The organism is Spirosoma fluviale (genome assembly GCF_900230225.1).
Classification (GTDB): Bacteria; Bacteroidota; Bacteroidia; order Cytophagales; family Spirosomataceae; genus Spirosoma; species Spirosoma fluviale.
On sequence record NZ_OCNH01000001.1, the window covers coordinates 1780890 to 1798895 of the forward strand.

The window sequence follows — 18006 nt, forward strand, 5'->3', positions numbered from 1 at the left end:
AATAACTGCCAACCTTGTTGAGAAGTGCCCCAAAGGTACGAAAAGGAACTCAATAGATGCAAGCCAACGCCATTAAACCGCTTAGCCTGCCCGCAAAACTTCAGCAACCAAAATGCCCAGATAGGTACCAATCGCATTCCCCAGAGTACCAATCAGCACAGCAGGCAATTGCAAGTCGGGCCGATTGAGGCTCTTGGCTAAAGCCAGCGCGGAGGTTGCGCCACCAATATTGGCCTGAGAGGCAATACTTAGCACATCCCAATCCTGTTTGAAAAAAGCACCCACGCCGAATACGATAAGGGCATGAATAAGCACCAGGGTTACGATAATTCCGAAGAGAATGATGGCCAGTTGACCATCATGCAGCAGGGTGGCGATATCGCAATAGGCACCGATAACTGCCAGAAAAATATAAATACCGAACAGTCCGAGCAACCGACTTCCCCGCAGTCTGTTAACTAAGCGAAATTGTGCCAGTGCCAGAGCAAGGGTGGTCAGGATCAAAACGAAGGGAATGGTTGGGAATAGGGTAGTGAGTTGTTTCGATAGAAAAATTGCGCCAAAGCCTAATGCCAGCAACAGAGACAGATCGAAAGGACTCATAGTTTCGGCATCGGCAAAGGGATCGGCCGCTGGGGTGGTATTGATAACCTGAGCAGCTGAATCCGTTGCCTGCTGTCTTGGAAACCGACTTTGCAGAAAGCGCGGCAAGGCCAGGGTTGCGGCCATCCAAAGGGCTGTCAGAATATTGTCGGCCGCTGTAGAGGCAACAAATAGGTTACCTGCTTTAGACACACCGTAATGCAGGGCAACCGCATGAAAGTTGACGCTGCCGCCAATGTACGTTCCGGTAAACATACCCGCCAGGGCATAGTATAACTTTCCCACGGTTTGCGGGGCCGAAAAAATCCAGAAACTCGTGAAGACACCAACAATTGTTCCCAAAGAACCAACCAGAAACATCGTTACCATCGGCAGCCCAGCCCGGCGTAAGTCTTTCAAATTGACACTGAGCAGCAGAAGGAACAATGAAAAAGGTGCTATGTACCCAAAAATGCCCTCATAAACAGGTGTTTCTGTAGTGGGTATAAGGTGTAGATTAGCCTCAATGGCGGTTAGAATAATGACCAGTAGGGCTGTTCCAATATGACGAAATCCGGGTTTTCGAGTGAGCCATTCGCAGACAACAATATTCAAACAAAGGATAAACAGGATAAATAGTGAATTGGCCACAATAACTGTTTGTATAAAATACTTAATGAGTGTTCGAATGTAACTGGTATTCTTAGTAAGTACGTCCCGAAGCTACGAAATAACATAGTGCTCTGCTCAACATATGTAAAATATTGATGGCTTTAAAGTGATATATGCGAAACAAATACTTACTTTGCACTAAATTTTATTATAGATTTTTATCTTAACTTACAAAAAATGAACAGAAAATTACTATTATTCGTATGGTTGTTTTTTAGTATTACCAGTTTGGTATTTGCTCAGGAACAAGCCGTTACGGGAAAGGTGACCGATGGTGAGGGTACGCCGATTCCAGGTGCCAGTGTTGTACTGAAGGGGCGGGCGGTAGGTACAAATACGGATGCTACCGGGAGCTTTAAGCTAAACGCACCAGCCAATGGAACGCTCATCTTCAGTTTTATCGGATTCACCACGCAGGAAGTAGCAATTGGTAACCGATCTGTTGTAAATGTGCAGCTAGCCGATGGTAATCAACAACTCGATGAGGTGATTGTAACCGGACTTGCAACCAGCGTGAAACGCTCCAATTCAGCCAATGCGGTTGCCAGTCTATCCGCTAAACAACTTACTGGAGTGACCACACCCGTAACCACCGATGGCGCCATGCAGGGTAAACTGGCGGGAGCCAATATTCAGGCCAATGGTTCGGTACCAGGTGGCGGTTTTAACGTACAATTGAGAGGTGTTTCCACGCTGGGTTCGTCGGCCTCACAACCGCTATATATTGTTGATGGTGTTTACATTGACAATGGTCAGTATTCAAGCGGTCGTTCGGAGGCTAATAAAGCCGGCGCCGGTTCATCGACCGCTTCGCAGGATAACAACGGTAACCGCCTGGCCGACCTGAATCCTGACGATATTGAAAGCATGGAAGTGCTGAAAGGATCGTCAGCAGCCGCTATTTATGGAACCCGCGCCAACGCTGGGGTTATCATCATTACCACCAAGCGGGGTAAAGGCGGACGGACGAATGTATCGTTTGGTCAGGATTTGGGTGTTTCCAATGCATACAGTTACTATGGTGGAGCCGACTGGACCGCCGACAAACTGACCAATCATTTTTCGGCAGCTGACGTTTCGAAGCTACAGGCCGCCAAGCAGAATGGTACCTATACGGATTGGGAACGGGTAATTTATGGCGAAACCGGTTCGATCAAAAACACCCACCTGAGCGTAACGGGTGGTAACGAGAAAACTAAATTCTACGTAAACGGCAGCGCTTCGAACGAAACAGGTATCATCAAAAATACGGGTTTTACCCGCTATTCGATCCGGGCCAACATTGATCATAAACTTAATAACTGGATTGACTTTGGTATCTCGACAAACTACGTCAATTCGAACAATGACCGGGGCTGGACAGGTAACGATAACTCAAACATCAACTACGGTTATTCGCTGCCGTATACCAAGCCCTACACCAATCTGTACCCGGACGCAACCGGCGTTTATCCGGACAATGACGCCAGTGTAGGCGAAAACCCACTGGCCATTCGTGACCGGGCCATTAACAACCAGAAAGTGAATCGCTTCATTCAGGGATTCAACGCCAATTTCCGGCTCATCAACAACGCAACGACTTCGCTGACCATTAAAGTAAATGGCGGCCTTGACTACCAGAGCGGCTTTGCTACCATCTGGCTGCCCACCGATTTACAGTCGCAGCGGCAGGAGGCTAATCCCGGTTTCGCTCAGGATACGCGCACTGAAGTGTACAATTCGAACATTCAGGTGGCTGGGGTATTGACCCATGCCGCAATGGGTGGCAAACTTAACCTGACATCGTCGGCGGGGGTTGTCCGTCTGCATCGGGACTTTAACTACAACTATGTGCGTGGACAAAAATTACCCGTGGGTGTGTCTAACCCGGCTCGGGGCGGTGTACAGTCGATTGCTGCTGAATACCAGCGCAATACGGACGTTGGTATCTTTGCCCAGCAGGAAGCTAACTACGATGACAAAGTCATTGGAACCGTCGGGATTCGTTTCGATAAATCGGACCTGAACGGCAACAACTTCGATAAGTATTACGCATTCCCCAAAGCATCGCTGGCCGTTAACCTGACCCGTTTTGGGAACTGGGCGGCTGCTTCCTCAGGTGCTATTAGTGCCCTCAAACCACGGATTGCCTATGGGGCAACGGCTGGTTTGCCAAGCTGGGGAACGCCGTATTCGCAATTAGGTTCGACCGGTATTGGCGGGTTGAGCGGCTTACAGCCTTCAACGGTATTAGGAAATAATCAGATTAAGCCGGAACGCGCTACCGAACTGGAATATGGTCTGGACTTTGGCTTGTTCAATAACCGGATCACCGGCGAATTTACCTTGTATAACAAGAAAGTGTTCGACCTGATTCAGCCATTAACCACAGCTCCAACCACGGGAGTTACGTCTACCAACATCAACGCAGCCGATTTAGTGAACCGGGGTCTTGAGTTAACCATCGGCGCTGAGGTTATCCGCAGCAAAGCCGTTACCTGGTTCGTTCAGCCGATCTTTTGGTTTAACCGTTCCGAAATCACTCGTCTGGATATTCCGGAGCGCCTGACCGGTGGCTTTGGGGCTACGTTTGGCCAGTGGCGCGTAAAACAGGGGTATTCACCAACCCAGATCGTGGGCCAGCCTCGCACATTACCAACAACCGACCCCGGCTACGCATCATCCTGGACGAGCTATGGCGATCAGCAGCCTAAATACGAATTCTCGCTCAATCAGCGGGTTACCTTCCTGAAAAACTTCGAGTTTTCAGCTTTGCTGCACTATCGGCACAAGTTCACCGTTGTTTCGCTGCAACGCGTTTTGTGGGATGAAGGCGGTAACACGTCCGACTGGAACAGCACGAGCTTAGGCTTGACGGATGGGGGGAAAGCACCTGGTACGGGTGAGCAGGTGGCACCAAATGGTATTGCCCGTCAGAATGTGAATGGGCTGGATGCCAATGGTGTCCCTCGCGAAGGCTATAACCCGTCGATTGCCAGTTTCCTGAAAATGCGTGAAGTTTCGTTGTACTACCGTGTACCAAAAGCGGTGCTTGGCTCGGCTTTCCGTAACGTCATTCAGGGTGTTCGCATCGGTGTATCGGGTACAAACCTGCTGCGCTGGACGGATTACAAAGCGGGTTACGATCCGGAGAACTCTAACTTTGGTTCGCTGGCGCTGGGTAGTGGTGTCGACATCGGTAGCGCGCCCCTGGCCCGTCGGATGATGGTTCACATTGCCATCGACTTATAACCAGCTTGCGGGGTAACCCGGCAGGGTTCGAAAAATCCAGACATCTCTGACAATTCAAATTTCGTTTTCTATATGAAATTCATTCGATATTCACTTTTAACGGCTGTAGCTCTTGTGGGGCTGAATGCCTGTAATCCGCTCAAAACCGACTTAGTCATTGACCCTAACTTCCCATCGGTGGGGTCAGTTACCAACAATGCCACCAAAGGACAGTTGGATGCCTTAGCCGTTGGGCAGTTTTCATTGGCCCGAAACGGGTTGTCCTCTTATTTGCAGGTTGTTGGTACGATTGGTAAAGAACTGTTCAACTTCAATACCACCGAATCCCGCTGGATGACGGAGTTAAATGGTCTTCGTCCGATTGATAACTCGGCTTTCTACAATAGAGCAACAACCGACTTTGGCTTACCTGTTCGGCAGGCCAACATTGTTATTGCCTCGCTAAACGCAACCACTTCCGTTACTGATCAGCAGAAAAACGGCTATCGGGGCATGGCAAATACCTTCAAAGGCCTGGCTTACCTGTATATGCTGAATGCACAGGGTAGCAACGGCGTTCGCTTGAGCGTTGAAGATCCCTTTAAGCCAAGTAAAGCGGCAACGTATGCCGAGTCGCTGACGGGTATTGCCAAGATTCTGGACGACGGCGCCAGCCAGCTCGATCAGGCGGGTGCGTCATTTGCCTTTCCGGTGCCTGCGGGCTTTAATGGATTTAATACCCCCGCTACGTTCAAGCAGTTCAACCGGGCTCTTGCCCTACGGGTAGCGATCTATCAGGCCGACTGGGCCAAGGCAGCTACCTTACTTTCCCAAACGTTTTACAGCGCGAGTGGAAGTTTGACTGCCGGGCCACAGTATACCTTCAGCCCAACTCCGCCCGATTTCGCCAACCCGCTCATCAATACGGCAACGATCCGGATTGTGGGAATTCAGAAAATGTGGGATGAAATCGAGGCTGGCGACAAGCGTATCGCCAAAGTGCGGGTACTGGCCGATCCGGCGACCTACAGCTCCGGTGTGACGTACACGACCAAATATATTCAGAACATATACAACTCCGGCACCGACCCCGTCCCCATTATTCGCAACGAAGAACTGGTCCTGATTGCCGCCGAAATAGCTGCTCAGCAGAACAATGCGGCCGAAGCCACCAAGAACATCAACATTGTTCGGACGGCGGCCGGGCTTCCGGCATACGCTGGCGCGACGACGAAAGATGCGCTCATCAATGCCATTCTGAAAGAGCGGATGTATTCGCTGTTTTACGAAGGTCACCGCTGGGTAGATATGCGCCGGTACAACAAATTGGGTGAGATTGCTTTGCCGGTCTCGACCATGAAGGTGCTGGAGCGTCTGGAGAAACCCGTTGCCGAAGTGAACTGGGATTTACAGAATCCGTAAACGGTTTTTTGTAGCCAGTAGTCAATAAAGCAGCAAGGGCGTTGGGATTATCCCGACGCCCTTGCTGCTTTATTGACTTACTCGCCTGCCATAGGATCCGGTTTTCCGTCCGGATCGCCGGTAACGGTGCCGTGGGTGGGCAGGTTGTTACCCCGGATCAGCAATAAACCCGCTACGTGAGGAGCGGCCATGGATGTGCCACTCAGGGTCGCGTACTTTCCATCCTTGTAGGTAGACGTAATGCGAACGCCATATGCACACACGTCGACGCTGCTGCCAAAATTGGAAAACGACGCAAACTGATTCTTACTGTCCATGGCCGAGACGGTAAACACATTCGTGTGGTTGACCCGGGCGGGGGAGTAATTATTGCTGTTCTTGCCATCGTTGCCCGACGCAACAGCGAACAAAATGCCCAGATTCGCGGCCTGGGTAATGGCCCGGTCGAGTGCTGCCGACGTACCCTCGCCACCCAGACTCAGGTTAACCACATCACCGGACTTGCCGTTCTGCGCCACGTAATTTACGGCCTGAATAATACCCGATAAGCGGCCTTCTCCTTCATCGTCCAGAACCCGGAGAGATACTAAAGTAGCCCCAGACGCAACCCCCGTTATGCCGACGCTATTATTTTTTGCCCCAATGACACCCGCTACGTGGGTGCCGTGTCCATTGTCATCGTCGGCGGAGGTTTGCCCGCTTACAAAAGACCGGCTGCGGTTGGTATCCACATTCAGGTCGGGGTGGTCGAGGTCGATGCCCGTATCAATAATCCAGGCTGTTTTGGTTGGTTGCAGATCACCGCGACCGTAGCCCGTTTGTTTTACATTCCAGGTTAGGGTAGAGGTCGTGGTTACATCGACACAGTTACACATAGCCATGATCCGGTCGGGTTCAACGGCGGCTACCGACGGATCTTGCCGTAGTTTTTGGGATTCGCTTTCGGTGAGATGGGCAAGGAAGGTTGTCTGCTCACCCGCTGCCAGAACAGTTGCCTGTCGATTCGCCACGCTATACGTATTGAGCAGCGATTCGGCCAGCGCTTCCGTGGCGGCAAGGCGGGCATTGAGCGCCACCGGCAGCGATTGCGTTGGCTGATAGGTAACGATGTACTCACCGGCAATGGCAACCCCATTATTGGAGGATGCTTTCACCAGACAGTCGGGCGAGATGGTAGGGGCTACATTACTATCGTTTTGGCAGGCAAACAGGCCAATGCCAAGCAGGGCGACGTTGGTAAGCGTCGCGAGGGATAAAAAACGTCGCATGAGGTACGTACGAAACAGATAGATTGGAGAATGATCAATCGTAAAAAGTTACGCCATGCGTTGATATAGGAGTAGGTTTAATTAGGGATACGCCAAAAGCAGTGAAGTCGTTGCGGCACCAGATTAATAACGATTGTTCGGACGTTTAAGTGCAATAAAAACGACGCGCCCTGCCGCCGGAAAGTTGGTTTCTGCTATGGGAAAGCCGTAATGCCGGTAGAATTGCGCGGTCTGGGCAGGGGTTAGCAGATCGGGGTAGAGATTTATACCGGCGAAGTCGTTTTTCTGTAAAAAAGCATCCAGAAATTGCCAGTCCCGTTGGGTGAATACATAGCCGGGGGCGAGGAGCCGGGGCCAGCCATCGCGAAGAAACGGCTGAATCTGGTCCGGGTGAAGCCGACCGAAATACTGTCCTACACCACTCTTGTCGTAAAACCGGCGAAAGGTAAACACAGCGTTTTGCTGTCTGTAATACGGACAAAGCCCTTCTTTGTCGCCAACACCATTGGCCCCGATGGTGCAGAACGGCCAGTCGAGCACCGCCACGCCGGGTTGGCTACGAATAACGGCGCAGTAGCGAAGGGTTTGCTCCGAAACAACATTGATCGACTGCAATATCCTTCTTGAATAACCGGTGTGCCATTCCATGCCCATCAGCAGCAATAAAAGGGCAACGCTAACCTGGGCAGGTATTCGGCGGGGCCAGTTAACGGGTAAGGCCAGCAGCATGAACAGCACCGGGTAAACGAGTGAGGCCCGGCCACCATGCCGGTTGAAACTGAACCACGGGAACAATTTAAGCGTCGGAAAAAGTACCGGATGGTAGAGCAGGCAAAGGGCCAGCATCAGGGTTATTGGCAACCAGCGAAGCACGTTATGTCTGATTTGCCACCAGCCGACACCTGCCAAAATAACCAGATATAAGCCAGGACTACCTTGTCCGTAACTCTCGAACGTATCGCGTAACCAGTGTTGATAGGGAACGGAATAACTGTCGATACCTGGTAGGTGGGGCAGCAGCAGCCGAACCGGGTGCGACCAGGCGCGGAGTTCGGGGACAACCTCAAAATTGAACGACCAGGCCGTAAACGCAATCTGAAGCGTGAGGGGCAGATACAGCCAGAGACTTAGGGTCAATAACAGCACCAACCCAAAAACGGCACGAGGAGATCGACGAACTTCATCGCGAACATACGCCCCCAAAAGCGTAGGCCAGCGACGGATTACCGGAAACTGGCGATATAAGCTCAGGCCGATAACCGGCAACGTTACTGTCGTAAACGTAAGCGCAAAACCGGCTACATACGCTAATTCTTGGCTAAGTACCAGTACATGAAAGCATATCCAAAGAAGCAGATACGAAAGGGTAATGGGTTTACGGTCGAGCACATCGGTCAGGAGCCGGTAGGTGGCTACCATGCACAGAACCGTCCAGTGCGCTACGCACACGTTCATGTGGACGGGGAATTTCCAGAGGGCGTAAAAGTTATAAACGGAGACGATCAGCCCGGCCAGCCCTGCTCTTACAAGCCCAGCCCGGACGCGTAACAGGACAAACGTCCCAACGGCTGTAACGACCAGACTGTATACATAATAGTATTGTAAATAGGGGCCGGGGCCATTGAGAAGTCGGTACAGAAACGTGTACCAGTAGTCACGCTCGAATCCCCAGTCCAGAAAAACCTGGTTGGTGCCATACGGGTAAAAGGTCTGGGTGTTGATGAGGTTGAGGTGGGGGAAGGGCCAGAGGCTGAAGTTCTTGCTGAAAAAATACCCCACATACTCAAATTGATCGGTGTCGTTCCCATCCGAAAGCGGATGCTGGAAATCGCCCACCACCAAAAAGCCAAGCAGGCCGGTTAGCAGGCCCAGGAGAAGGGTCCAAAGCCAGGTGTTCTGGCCGAAATGATGAGTAAGCTGGTTTTTATCAGGCAGGTTAACGGGCGGTTGTACTTGATGCATTCGGGAGTTTATACATTCATAGACGGGGGCAATGAGCAAAAGTCTGGCTAAACGGCTATTTTTGCAAGAAAATGAATAGTGCGGCTCCAGACCGCATCTAAATTGAGCGAATCTAGCGGCTTTCCGGCCGCATACCTATTATGGCTGACTATAACCACCGCGAAACCGAACAGAAATGGCAACGGTTTTGGGACGAAAACCACACGTATAAACCCGCTGATACGACTGACCGCCCCAAGTATTACGTACTCGATATGTTCCCGTATCCATCGGGGGCGGGTCTGCACGTTGGTCACCCGCTGGGTTACATTGCGTCGGACATTGTGTCGCGCTACAAGCGGTTAAAAGGCTATAATGTTTTGCACCCGATGGGCTTCGACTCGTTCGGGCTCCCGGCCGAACAGTACGCCATTCAAACCGGCCAGCACCCGGCCGTTACAACCGAGCAGAACCTGACCCGGTACATCGAGCAATTGAAGAACATCGGGTTCAGCTACGACTGGACACGCGAAGTCCGCACTTCCGACCCATCGTACTACAAGTGGACGCAGTGGATTTTCATGGAATTGTTCCGGTCGTGGTACAATAAAGAAACGGATAAGGCCGAACCCATCGAAACGCTGCTGGCGAAGTTTGCTGCCAATGGAACGATGGGCGTACAAGCCGTTTGCGATGAAAACGCACTCGCCTTTACCGCCGACGAATGGAACGCCATGACCGAAACGGAGCAGTACGAGATGTCGCTCAAATACCGGTTAACGTTCCTGGCCGATGCCGTCGTTAACTGGTGTCCGGCTTTAGGAACGGTACTGGCCAATGACGAGGTGAAAGACGGCGTTTCGGAGCGGGGCGGGTACCCGGTCGAACAGAAACTTATGCGGCAGTGGATGATGCGCATCACCGCCTATGCCGACCGTCTGCTAATCGGCCTGGATACCATCGACTGGACCGAATCGCTGAAAGAACAGCAGCGAAACTGGATCGGGAAGTCGGTAGGTGCCAGCGTGAAATTTCCCATTGCAGAGGTAGGGAAGAAGGCCGAGGGAGATACGTCTGCTTCGTTCATCGAAGTGTTCACCACCCGCGTCGACACCATTTACGGGGTTACGTTTATGGTACTGGCTCCCGAGCATGAACTGGTCTCGAAACTGACAACGCCTGAACAGAAAGACGCTGTTGATGCCTACGTCAATGCCGCTAAACTCCGCTCGGAGCGCGACCGGATGGCCGATGCAAAAGCAATATCGGGCGTTTTTACGGGCAGTTACTGCGTAAATCCGTTTAATGAGGAGAAAGTCCCCATTTACCTGGCCGATTACGTACTGGCAGGCTATGGCACCGGGGCGGTGATGGCCGTTCCCTCGGGCGATCAGCGCGACTGGAACTTCGCCAAACATTTCAACCTGCCCATCGTCCCCATTCTGGATAGCCAGAAAGACGTAGAGGAGCAGGCCGATAATACCAAGGAGGGTCATTATATCAACTCGGGTATGATCGACGGCATGACGTACAAAGACGCCACGGCAACGCTGATCGCGTGGCTGGAAGAGCGTGGATTAGGCAAAGGTAAAGTCAACTACCGGATGCGCGATGCCGTCTTCAGCCGCCAGCGTTATTGGGGCGAACCCGTCCCGGTTTACTTCAAGGAAGGTGGTTCGACGGGGAAACTTCCCTATCTGATCGACGAGAGCGACCTGCCGCTGGAGTTGCCCGCCGTTGACAAATACCTGCCTACCGAAACCGGCGAACCACCGCTGGGCCGCGCCGAGGACTGGAAATATAAGGGTAAGTACGAATACGAATTAAGCACCATGCCGGGTTGGGCGGGCTCGTCCTGGTACTGGTACCGGTACATGGACCCACAGAACAACGCTGAATTTGCCAGCAAGGAAGCGATTGATTATTGGCAGAATGTGGATTTGTACATCGGTGGTACCGAACACGCCACCGGTCACCTGCTCTACAGCCGTTTCTGGAACAAATTCCTGAAAGACCGGGGCTACGTACCTCAGGAAGAGCCGTTCAAAAAGCTCATCAATCAGGGCATGATTCAGGGAGTGTCGAATTTTGTTTATAGAGTAAAAGGAACTGGTGTAGATGGGGTCATTCCTGAATTTGTTTCTTTCAAGAAATTACTTGATCTAAATGAAGCTGATGGTAAAAGTGTAAGTGCTTTGCATGTCGATGTTAATATTGTAGATAATAGAATTCTTGACATTGAAGCATTTAAAGCTTCAAGACCTGATTTGGCAGAAGGAGCCAAATTTATTCTTGAAGATGATGGAACTTACATTGTCGGTGCCGAGGTCGAGAAGATGTCGAAGTCGAAGTTCAACGTTGTGAATCCCGATATGATCGTGGAGAAATACGGCGCTGACGTGCTTCGGCTTTACGAAATGTTTTTGGGGCCGCTGGAGCAGGCGAAACCCTGGAACACCAACGGCATCGACGGCGTGTATCGCTTTATCCGTAAGTTCTGGCGGTTGTTCTACAAAGACAGTGCGGCCGGGTCATCGGATGCGAGCCAGTGGATCGTCACCGACGAACAGCCCACTCCCGCCGAGTTGAAAGTGCTGCACAAGACGATCAAAAAGACGGAAGAGGACATCGAACTGTATTCATTCAACACATCGGTAAGTTCGTTCATGATCTGCGTCAACGAACTGGCTACGCTGAATTGCCATAAACGGGCGGTTCTTCAGGATTTAGTGTTGCTCTTGTCGCCCTATGCGCCCCACATCACAGAAGAACTGTGGGCCGCATTGGGTAATGTGCCGGGCAGTATTTCATCGGCCGAATTTCCGAAGTTCAATCCGAATTACCTGGTTGAGGACTCGTTCGAATATCCGATTCAGATCAACGGTAAAGTACGCACAACGATCAGTTTCGCCATCGACCGCGCCCCTACGGAAATCGAGCGGGAAGTGCTGGCCGACGAAATTGTGCAGAAATGGATGGAAGGCAAAACCCCCAAGAAAGTGGTGGTGGTGCCAAAACGGATTGTAAACGTGGTGTTGTAACTGGCGTAAATCCGGCTTCCTATACAGAAAAAGCCTCTTCGCACGAAGAGGCTTTTTCTGTATAGGAAGCTAGACAATTGACTTATGAGCTTAGGCAGCAATCGGTTCCAATTCCTGAGCGGCCAGCGCATCGCGTACCTGCGCCGTCAGCGTCAGCGAATGCTTCCGGGCTTCATGGTCGTAGATGGGGGCGGTGATAATCAACTCATCTGCTTTCGTTTGCTCGATAAAACTCGCCAGTCCGCGTTGTATGGTCTCCGGTGACCCAACCGCTGAGCAGTGTAGCACGGAGTCGATACCCGCTAATTCGTATGGGTCCCAGCGCTCTTCCAGATTATCGACGGGGGGCTGCATCTGACGCGCTTTACCCCGACGAATGTACAGAAACTGTTGCTGAACCGATGTAAACAGGCGCTGTGCTTCTGCATCCGTATCGGCCGCAATGACGTTGACCGCCACCATGGCGTACGGTGCTTTCAGATGTTCCGATGGCTGAAACTGCGTCCGGTAAACCTGCAACGCCCGCAGCAGTTCGGCGGGGGCGAAGTGCGAGGCAAAGGCATAGGGTAGCCCCAGCATAGCCGCCAATTGAGCGCCGAACAAACTCGAACCCAGAATCCAGATGGGGATGTTCAGGCCCGTACCCGGTATTGCCTGTACGAACTGGTTGGTATCGTCGGGCTGAAAGTAATGCTGTAGTTCAACAACATCCTGCGGGAAGGTATCCGGTCCGTTGGCTGCCCGGCGTAAAGCCCGGTACGTAGCCTGATCCGAACCGGGGGCGCGGCCCAAACCCAGATCAATGCGGCCGGGATAGAGTGATTCCAGCGTACCAAATTGTTCGGCAATGACCAGTGGGGAATGATTGGGCAGCATGATCCCACCGGAACCCACCCGAATGGTGTTGGTACCACCCGCCACGTAGCCAATCACGACCGAGGTGGCCGCACTCGCAATGCCCGGCATGTTGTGATGCTCGGCCAGCCAATAGCGGTTATAACCCAACTGCTCAGCGTGTTGCGCCAGATTTAATGTATTTCGCAGAGCCTGTGTGGCGGTGTTACCTTCCACGATGGGCGATAAATCAAGAATTGAAAAGGGAATCATAGCTCGTTGCAAAAGATTGTTGCCTTATTTTTACGGCTGATTTGGCATGAACGGCAAGCTGAGCTTGCTGTTCGGCCTGTTGCTTTATCAACAAACGGGTTTGGCGGAACGGTTCCAACTGGCTCACGTATCGATAGCCCCTCATTAATGTCTTAATTTCAGAATGACTATTAAACAACTGATTGTCCTTGGCTTAAGCGCTGGCCTGATTACCTGCTCACCGAAAACATACACAAAAATCCCGACCGGGAAAGCCTACGACTTCTTCAGCTATAAGTCGAATCAGGTAGCGAAGATCTCCGCGCACCGGGGTGGGGGCGACCTGAAAGGCTATCCCGAAAACTGCATCGAGTCGTTCGAGTATCTGGCGAAGAAGATGCCGGTAATCATTGAGTGCGATATTGACCTGACCAAAGATAGTGTCATGGTCATGATGCACGACGCCAACCTCGACCGAACCACGACGGGTACCGGCAAACTCATCGACCGAAACTACGCCGAACTGAGCCAGTACCGGCTTGAGGATAATCAGGGCAACGTGACCCCGTATAAAATTCCGACCCTGGAAGACGTATTGCGCTGGGGCAAAAATAAAGTGACGTTCACCCTTGACGTCAAACGCAATGTGTCGTTCGCCAAAGTAGTCGACATGATTCACAAAACGGGTGCAGAGGATTATGTAGCGGTTATTACCTACAACGCGCAGGATGCGGCTAAGCTCAATAAGCTCGACCCCAACCTGATGATTTCCGTGACCATCCGTAACCGCGCTGAATATGACCGTCTGCGCGAACTGGGTGTTCCCGATAACCGGATGGTGGCTTTTGTAGGCGTCAAAGAACCAGATGCCGATTTATACAAATTCCTGCACGAAAAGGGCATTGCCTGCATATTGGGCACCCTGGGTAACCTGGATAAACAGGCTGCTGCCAAGGGCGATCAGGTCTATAAAAAGTTTGTCGAAAATGGCGCAGATATTATGTCGACCGACCGGCCTCTGGAAATAGCGAAGGTATTGTATTAGGCGAGTAGACCTGGGTGAAAAAGTTACGGGTTGGCTTCTAGATAGAAGCCAACCCATAACTTTAACTAGTGATCAATGACAGACAGTCAAAGCCATATTGACAAGGTTTGTCAGCCAATCATTTAGCTACTCGGTCGTACTTGAACAGCTTGCTGGCCCAGGGGATAACGTATTGAAAATTGGGGGCATCGGTATGGCCGCCATTGTGCTGTCGCCACGCCAGTTCGCCGTTTGTAAGGCCGGTCAGTACGTCCGGCATTTTTTCGGTGTTGTAATCGTTGCTCACGCCCAAATCGCGGGCACCTAACAGCTTGAACACCGGTCCGGCGGCTATCGTAGCCTTGTAACTCCCCATTTGATCGAGCCACTTGGCGTCGCCTTTTTCGGGAATGCCGTAGCTGACGAAGGTAGGTCGTGGGGCGCAAAGGGCCAGTAGTTCGTGCGAATCGATTGGAAGGTCACAGCCGGTTTTAGGGCCGGAAGATGCCTCGGCAGCGGCATACTTCAAATAATTTCCCGCCATCCAGTGGTATTCTCCGCTACCGGCGAGGCTTTCCACAGCTTCCCCGAAAATACGCCGTTGTAAGGTAGTGCCGCCCTTGCCCGATGACCCGATCAAGCCCATCGCAAACCGCTGGTCGAAGGCCATGGCCACCAGAGCGGCTTTGCCATAGCGCGAAACCCCTTCCACACCCACCTGTTTGGCGTTAACCTGCGGCTCTGTTTCCAGATAGTCCAGCGCCCGCGATGCCCCCCAGGCCCAGGCCCGTAAGGCACCCCAATCGTCGGGTTTGCGGGGCTGGCCTTTGTTGACCAGCCCAATGATGCCACGGGTCAACCCCGCGCCGTTATCGGCCTGTATGCTGCCGGGTTCGATGGTACAATACCCCCAGCCAGCCGCCAGCAGTTGCTCGGTCGGCGGGGAATCGCCATTCGGTGGGGGAGCGAAGAAGTTGGCTCCGGGCAGGCGCGTTATGGGCGCATAAGCCGGATAGCGGTCAAAAATAACCTTCATCTCCGGGTTACTTTTTATCATCATTTCCTTAAACGCGATGTTAATCTTTTCCAGATCGGCGGGTGAAGGCTGGGCGGGGGCGGGCAAGGTGGGGAAGCCGAGCATCATCATCACCGGTACCGGACCTTTCACGTTCTGAGGTACCACCAGCACCATGTTGATATTCACGTTGATCAGCGGGTATGCGCTGTTGTCTACCCGGCCAATCAGTTGCTTGGCAATGACGGGGATTCGGCCAACGAATTCGTTGTCGGTGACTTTAACGATCCAGTTGACTTTAGGAAGGTTGGCGGGTAGCTTGCCATACATCTCCCGTTCGAAATCCTCGATGAGTTCCGGTCGGCGCTGTTTCCACCACTGATCGGGCATGGTTACTTTTTTGCCGTTTCGGGTGGTGAGCACGTCGGGCAGTTGCGGGCAGGGCTCGGCTTTCGACTCGTCATAATTGGCGTGGTTGGGATCGGCCTCATTACCACTTGGACCGGGCCTTAGTTTCTTGATGCCCAGTTGCTGCATCATCTCGGCCTGATCCTGAATGGCCGTAAACGTTTTAAGTCGGGGATACTTGCTGCTGTCGATGGCCGTTTGCTGGGCCACGGCCCCGCCAGAAAGGCCCATGAGCAGCCCGAAGGCCAGGTGTTTGTACATGTGGTTGAGGGTTTAGGAATTGAATTGTAGTACCGACCGGGACGGCGGTACTACAGTTTGTTACTTATCCGTTCGGAACGGCGAGGCCGGTAAGCCTTCTTTGTTATACAGGTTTGGGTTGACGGGGTTGTCGGCCCAGGCATAGCGTACGTAGAGCGGGGCGGGGACTTCATCGCTCCACACCACTACCTTGCCATTCTCGATCGTCGCTTTAGCCCACACGAATTTTTTGTCGCTGCCCGCAATGGCAAATTCGCCGAGGTCTTCGCCGTCATTGGTGATCAATCCACCGCCGGTATTGGTAAAGCTGACCACAATCTTATTCCCGTCAACGGTTGCCGATTGGTAGATGGGTCCCGACGATACGATGTTTTCCTTGTACGCCGTTTTCAGGGCCGTCAAGGCCAGCCGCTCGCCCACATCTTTTTTATTGTCGGGGTGGATGTCGTTCCATTCGCCCAGATCAATCGCGACCACCATGCCCGTATTGGGGATTTTCAGGGCATTGAACTGCGCTTCCCGCAGCACCGCCCAACCACTTTCGGCAGGCTGGTAGCTGTAGTCCATAAAGCCGGGAAGCTGGATGTATAGAAACGGCAGCGGGCCTTGCTTCCATTTGTTTCGCCAGTCATTGATCAGTGCAGGCAGCAGGGTTTCGTATTCCTGCGGCTTACCGGCATTGCTTTCGCCCTGGTACCAGCAAAATCCTTTGATGGCATAGTCGATTTCCGGGGCAACCATCGCATTATATAGCGCCGTTGGCTGGTTCTGGGCGCTGATGCCTCCGCCACCAAAGCCCCCGGACATGGGCCGGTAGGCGGTGCCTACTTTATACTGCCAGATGCCTTTCAGATCAAGCGTATCGGTGCCCGCAAACAGGCAATAGGGTTTGTCGGGGATAAAGCCACCTTTACCTGCCATGTTGGTCACCCGAACGACAAACACATTTTTGCCCGCTTTCAGCAGGTCAGCGGGGACCGCGTACCGGCGTTGCGGATACTGGTAGGTCGTTCGACCCACCTGTTTGCCATTGATGTAGAGTTCGTCGGCATCCACAATCCGGCCCAGAAAGACTTTGGCGGGTTTGCCAGTCATGGAGGCCGGTACGTCGATTTCCCGCCGGTACCAGACTACGCCGTTCAGATCTTTTATTCCCTGATCTTCCCAATACCCCGGAATGTTGATCGGCCGCCAGCCTTTGGGAACGTACGAAACGTCGAACCACTTTGTCGAACCCGCTGTCCCCAAATCGACCGGTGGGGCGGGTCTGTTGGCCGTGTTAGTGGATGGTCGGCGGTTGAGGCTGTTGATATAGGTCGTGTCTTTGTTTTTCTCGATGGTGGTTTTCAGTGCCGGAAACTCAGCCAGTCCTGCTTCGCTCGTCCAGGCTTCGATGGGCGTACCGCCAACACTGGCGTTGATGATGCCCACCGGTATGTTATATTTTTGATGGATTTTCTTCGCAAAAAAGTAAGCCACCGCCGAAAACGGCCTGACGTCTTCGCCCACGGCTGATTTCCATTGCCCATTCGGAATATCGGCTTGTGGCCCTTGCAGGTTTGTCAGCGTAGGTACCCAGAATTGCCGAATCTGGGGGAAGTTGGCCGTCTTGATTTCGTCGGCGTAGGTTACGTCATGAATGTTGAGCTGGTGGACCATGTTGCTCTGCCCACTGCAAAACCACACGTCACCAATCAGAATATCCTTGAGCGTGATGGTAGAACTCCCGGCAATATCCATCGTATAGGGACCACCGGCGGGCATTGGCGGCAACGTTATCTGCCACTTCCCACTGGCATCGGTCGCGGCTTTATAGGTTTTGTTTTTAAAGCGAACGGCAATTTTTTCGCCTGGTTTGGCCCACCCCCACACCTTCAGGCTGGCGTCGCGCTGGAGCACCATGCCGTCGTTGATCAATTTGGGTAAACGGATCTGGGCTTGTGCAATGATGTTGGTAGACAGAAGCAGACATAGTAGGAGTAAGCGTTTCATTGGAGATTTAATAATTTGTTAAGCTACGATTAACGTGAATACTTTAAGGTCAAATAGTTAATCGGTTGTGGTTTTTGTCATCCC

The 18006-nt window shown here is 52.3% G+C and carries 10 protein-coding genes; 4 read left to right on the plus strand and 6 right to left on the minus strand.

The window, feature by feature from the left end; translation table 11 throughout:
• Positions 1-81: 81 nt before the first annotated feature.
• The gene (locus CRO74_RS07570; RefSeq protein ID WP_097125370.1) at positions 82-1233 is read right to left on the minus strand and encodes a DUF819 family protein; all 1152 of its coding nucleotides are present in this window, start codon (positions 1231-1233) and stop codon (positions 82-84) included.
• A gap of 198 nt (positions 1234-1431) precedes the next feature.
• Here CRO74_RS07570 and CRO74_RS07575 point away from each other — a divergent pair, with 198 nt between their 5' ends.
• A complete protein-coding gene (locus tag CRO74_RS07575; RefSeq protein ID WP_097125371.1) occupies positions 1432-4485 on the plus strand; it encodes a SusC/RagA family TonB-linked outer membrane protein in 3054 nt (1017 codons plus the stop codon).
• 72 nt (positions 4486-4557) lie between these two features.
• Positions 4558-5886, plus strand: a complete 1329-nt coding sequence (locus CRO74_RS07580; RefSeq protein WP_097125372.1) for a RagB/SusD family nutrient uptake outer membrane protein — start codon at positions 4558-4560, stop codon at positions 5884-5886.
• Between the two features lie 77 nt (positions 5887-5963).
• On the opposite strand, the gene CRO74_RS07585 is transcribed toward CRO74_RS07580, so the two are convergent.
• Positions 5964-7154 carry a S8 family serine peptidase gene (locus CRO74_RS07585; RefSeq protein ID WP_097125373.1) on the minus strand — a complete coding sequence of 397 codons (1191 nt, stop codon included), beginning with the start codon at positions 7152-7154 and terminating at the stop codon, positions 5964-5966.
• A gap of 123 nt (positions 7155-7277) precedes the next feature.
• The gene (locus tag CRO74_RS07590; protein WP_097125374.1) at positions 7278-9116 is read right to left on the minus strand and encodes a hypothetical protein; all 1839 of its coding nucleotides are present in this window, start codon (positions 9114-9116) and stop codon (positions 7278-7280) included.
• A gap of 140 nt (positions 9117-9256) precedes the next feature.
• Here CRO74_RS07590 and leuS point away from each other — a divergent pair, with 140 nt between their 5' ends.
• Positions 9257-12136: a leucine--tRNA ligase gene (gene leuS, locus CRO74_RS07595; RefSeq protein ID WP_097125375.1), complete on the plus strand. Its 2880-nt coding sequence runs from the start codon at positions 9257-9259 to the stop codon at positions 12134-12136.
• 90 nt (positions 12137-12226) lie between these two features.
• Here leuS and CRO74_RS07600 read toward each other — a convergent pair whose 3' ends face one another.
• Complete coding sequence (locus CRO74_RS07600; protein WP_097125376.1) at positions 12227-13243, minus strand: LLM class flavin-dependent oxidoreductase; 1017 nt, start codon at positions 13241-13243, stop codon at positions 12227-12229.
• A 163-nt stretch (positions 13244-13406) separates the two neighbouring features.
• On the opposite strand from CRO74_RS07600, the gene CRO74_RS07605 reads away from it, so the two are divergent.
• Positions 13407-14267 (plus strand): glycerophosphodiester phosphodiesterase family protein, encoded by an 861-nt coding sequence (locus CRO74_RS07605; protein WP_097125377.1) that lies wholly within the window; start codon positions 13407-13409, stop codon positions 14265-14267.
• A gap of 118 nt (positions 14268-14385) precedes the next feature.
• Here the strand turns inward: CRO74_RS07605 and CRO74_RS07610 are convergent, their stop codons facing one another.
• Positions 14386-15930 (minus strand): glucuronyl esterase domain-containing protein, encoded by a 1545-nt coding sequence (locus CRO74_RS07610; RefSeq protein WP_097125378.1) that lies wholly within the window; start codon positions 15928-15930, stop codon positions 14386-14388.
• A gap of 60 nt (positions 15931-15990) precedes the next feature.
• On the minus strand, positions 15991-17922 hold the full coding sequence (locus CRO74_RS07615) for a sialate O-acetylesterase (protein ID WP_097125379.1): 1932 nt from the start codon (positions 17920-17922) through the stop codon (positions 15991-15993).
• Positions 17923-18006 lie beyond the last annotated feature (84 nt).

Excerpts from the sequence above, each read along its gene's own strand:
- CRO74_RS07575 (WP_097125371.1), top strand. The coding sequence starts at position 1,432 with ATGAACAGAAAATTACTATTATTCGTATGGTTGTTTTTTAGTATTACC.
- CRO74_RS07580 (WP_097125372.1), top strand. The coding sequence starts at position 4,558 with ATGAAATTCATTCGATATTCACTTTTAACGGCTGTAGCTCTTGTGGGG.
- CRO74_RS07585 (WP_097125373.1), bottom strand. The coding sequence starts at position 7,154 with ATGCGACGTTTTTTATCCCTCGCGACGCTTACCAACGTCGCCCTGCTT.
- CRO74_RS07590 (WP_097125374.1), bottom strand. The coding sequence starts at position 9,116 with ATGCATCAAGTACAACCGCCCGTTAACCTGCCTGATAAAAACCAGCTT.
- leuS (WP_097125375.1), top strand. The coding sequence starts at position 9,257 with ATGGCTGACTATAACCACCGCGAAACCGAACAGAAATGGCAACGGTTT.
- CRO74_RS07600 (WP_097125376.1), bottom strand. The coding sequence starts at position 13,243 with ATGATTCCCTTTTCAATTCTTGATTTATCGCCCATCGTGGAAGGTAAC.
- CRO74_RS07605 (WP_097125377.1), top strand. The coding sequence starts at position 13,407 with ATGACTATTAAACAACTGATTGTCCTTGGCTTAAGCGCTGGCCTGATT.
- CRO74_RS07610 (WP_097125378.1), bottom strand. The coding sequence starts at position 15,930 with ATGTACAAACACCTGGCCTTCGGGCTGCTCATGGGCCTTTCTGGCGGG.
- CRO74_RS07615 (WP_097125379.1), bottom strand. The coding sequence starts at position 17,922 with ATGAAACGCTTACTCCTACTATGTCTGCTTCTGTCTACCAACATCATT.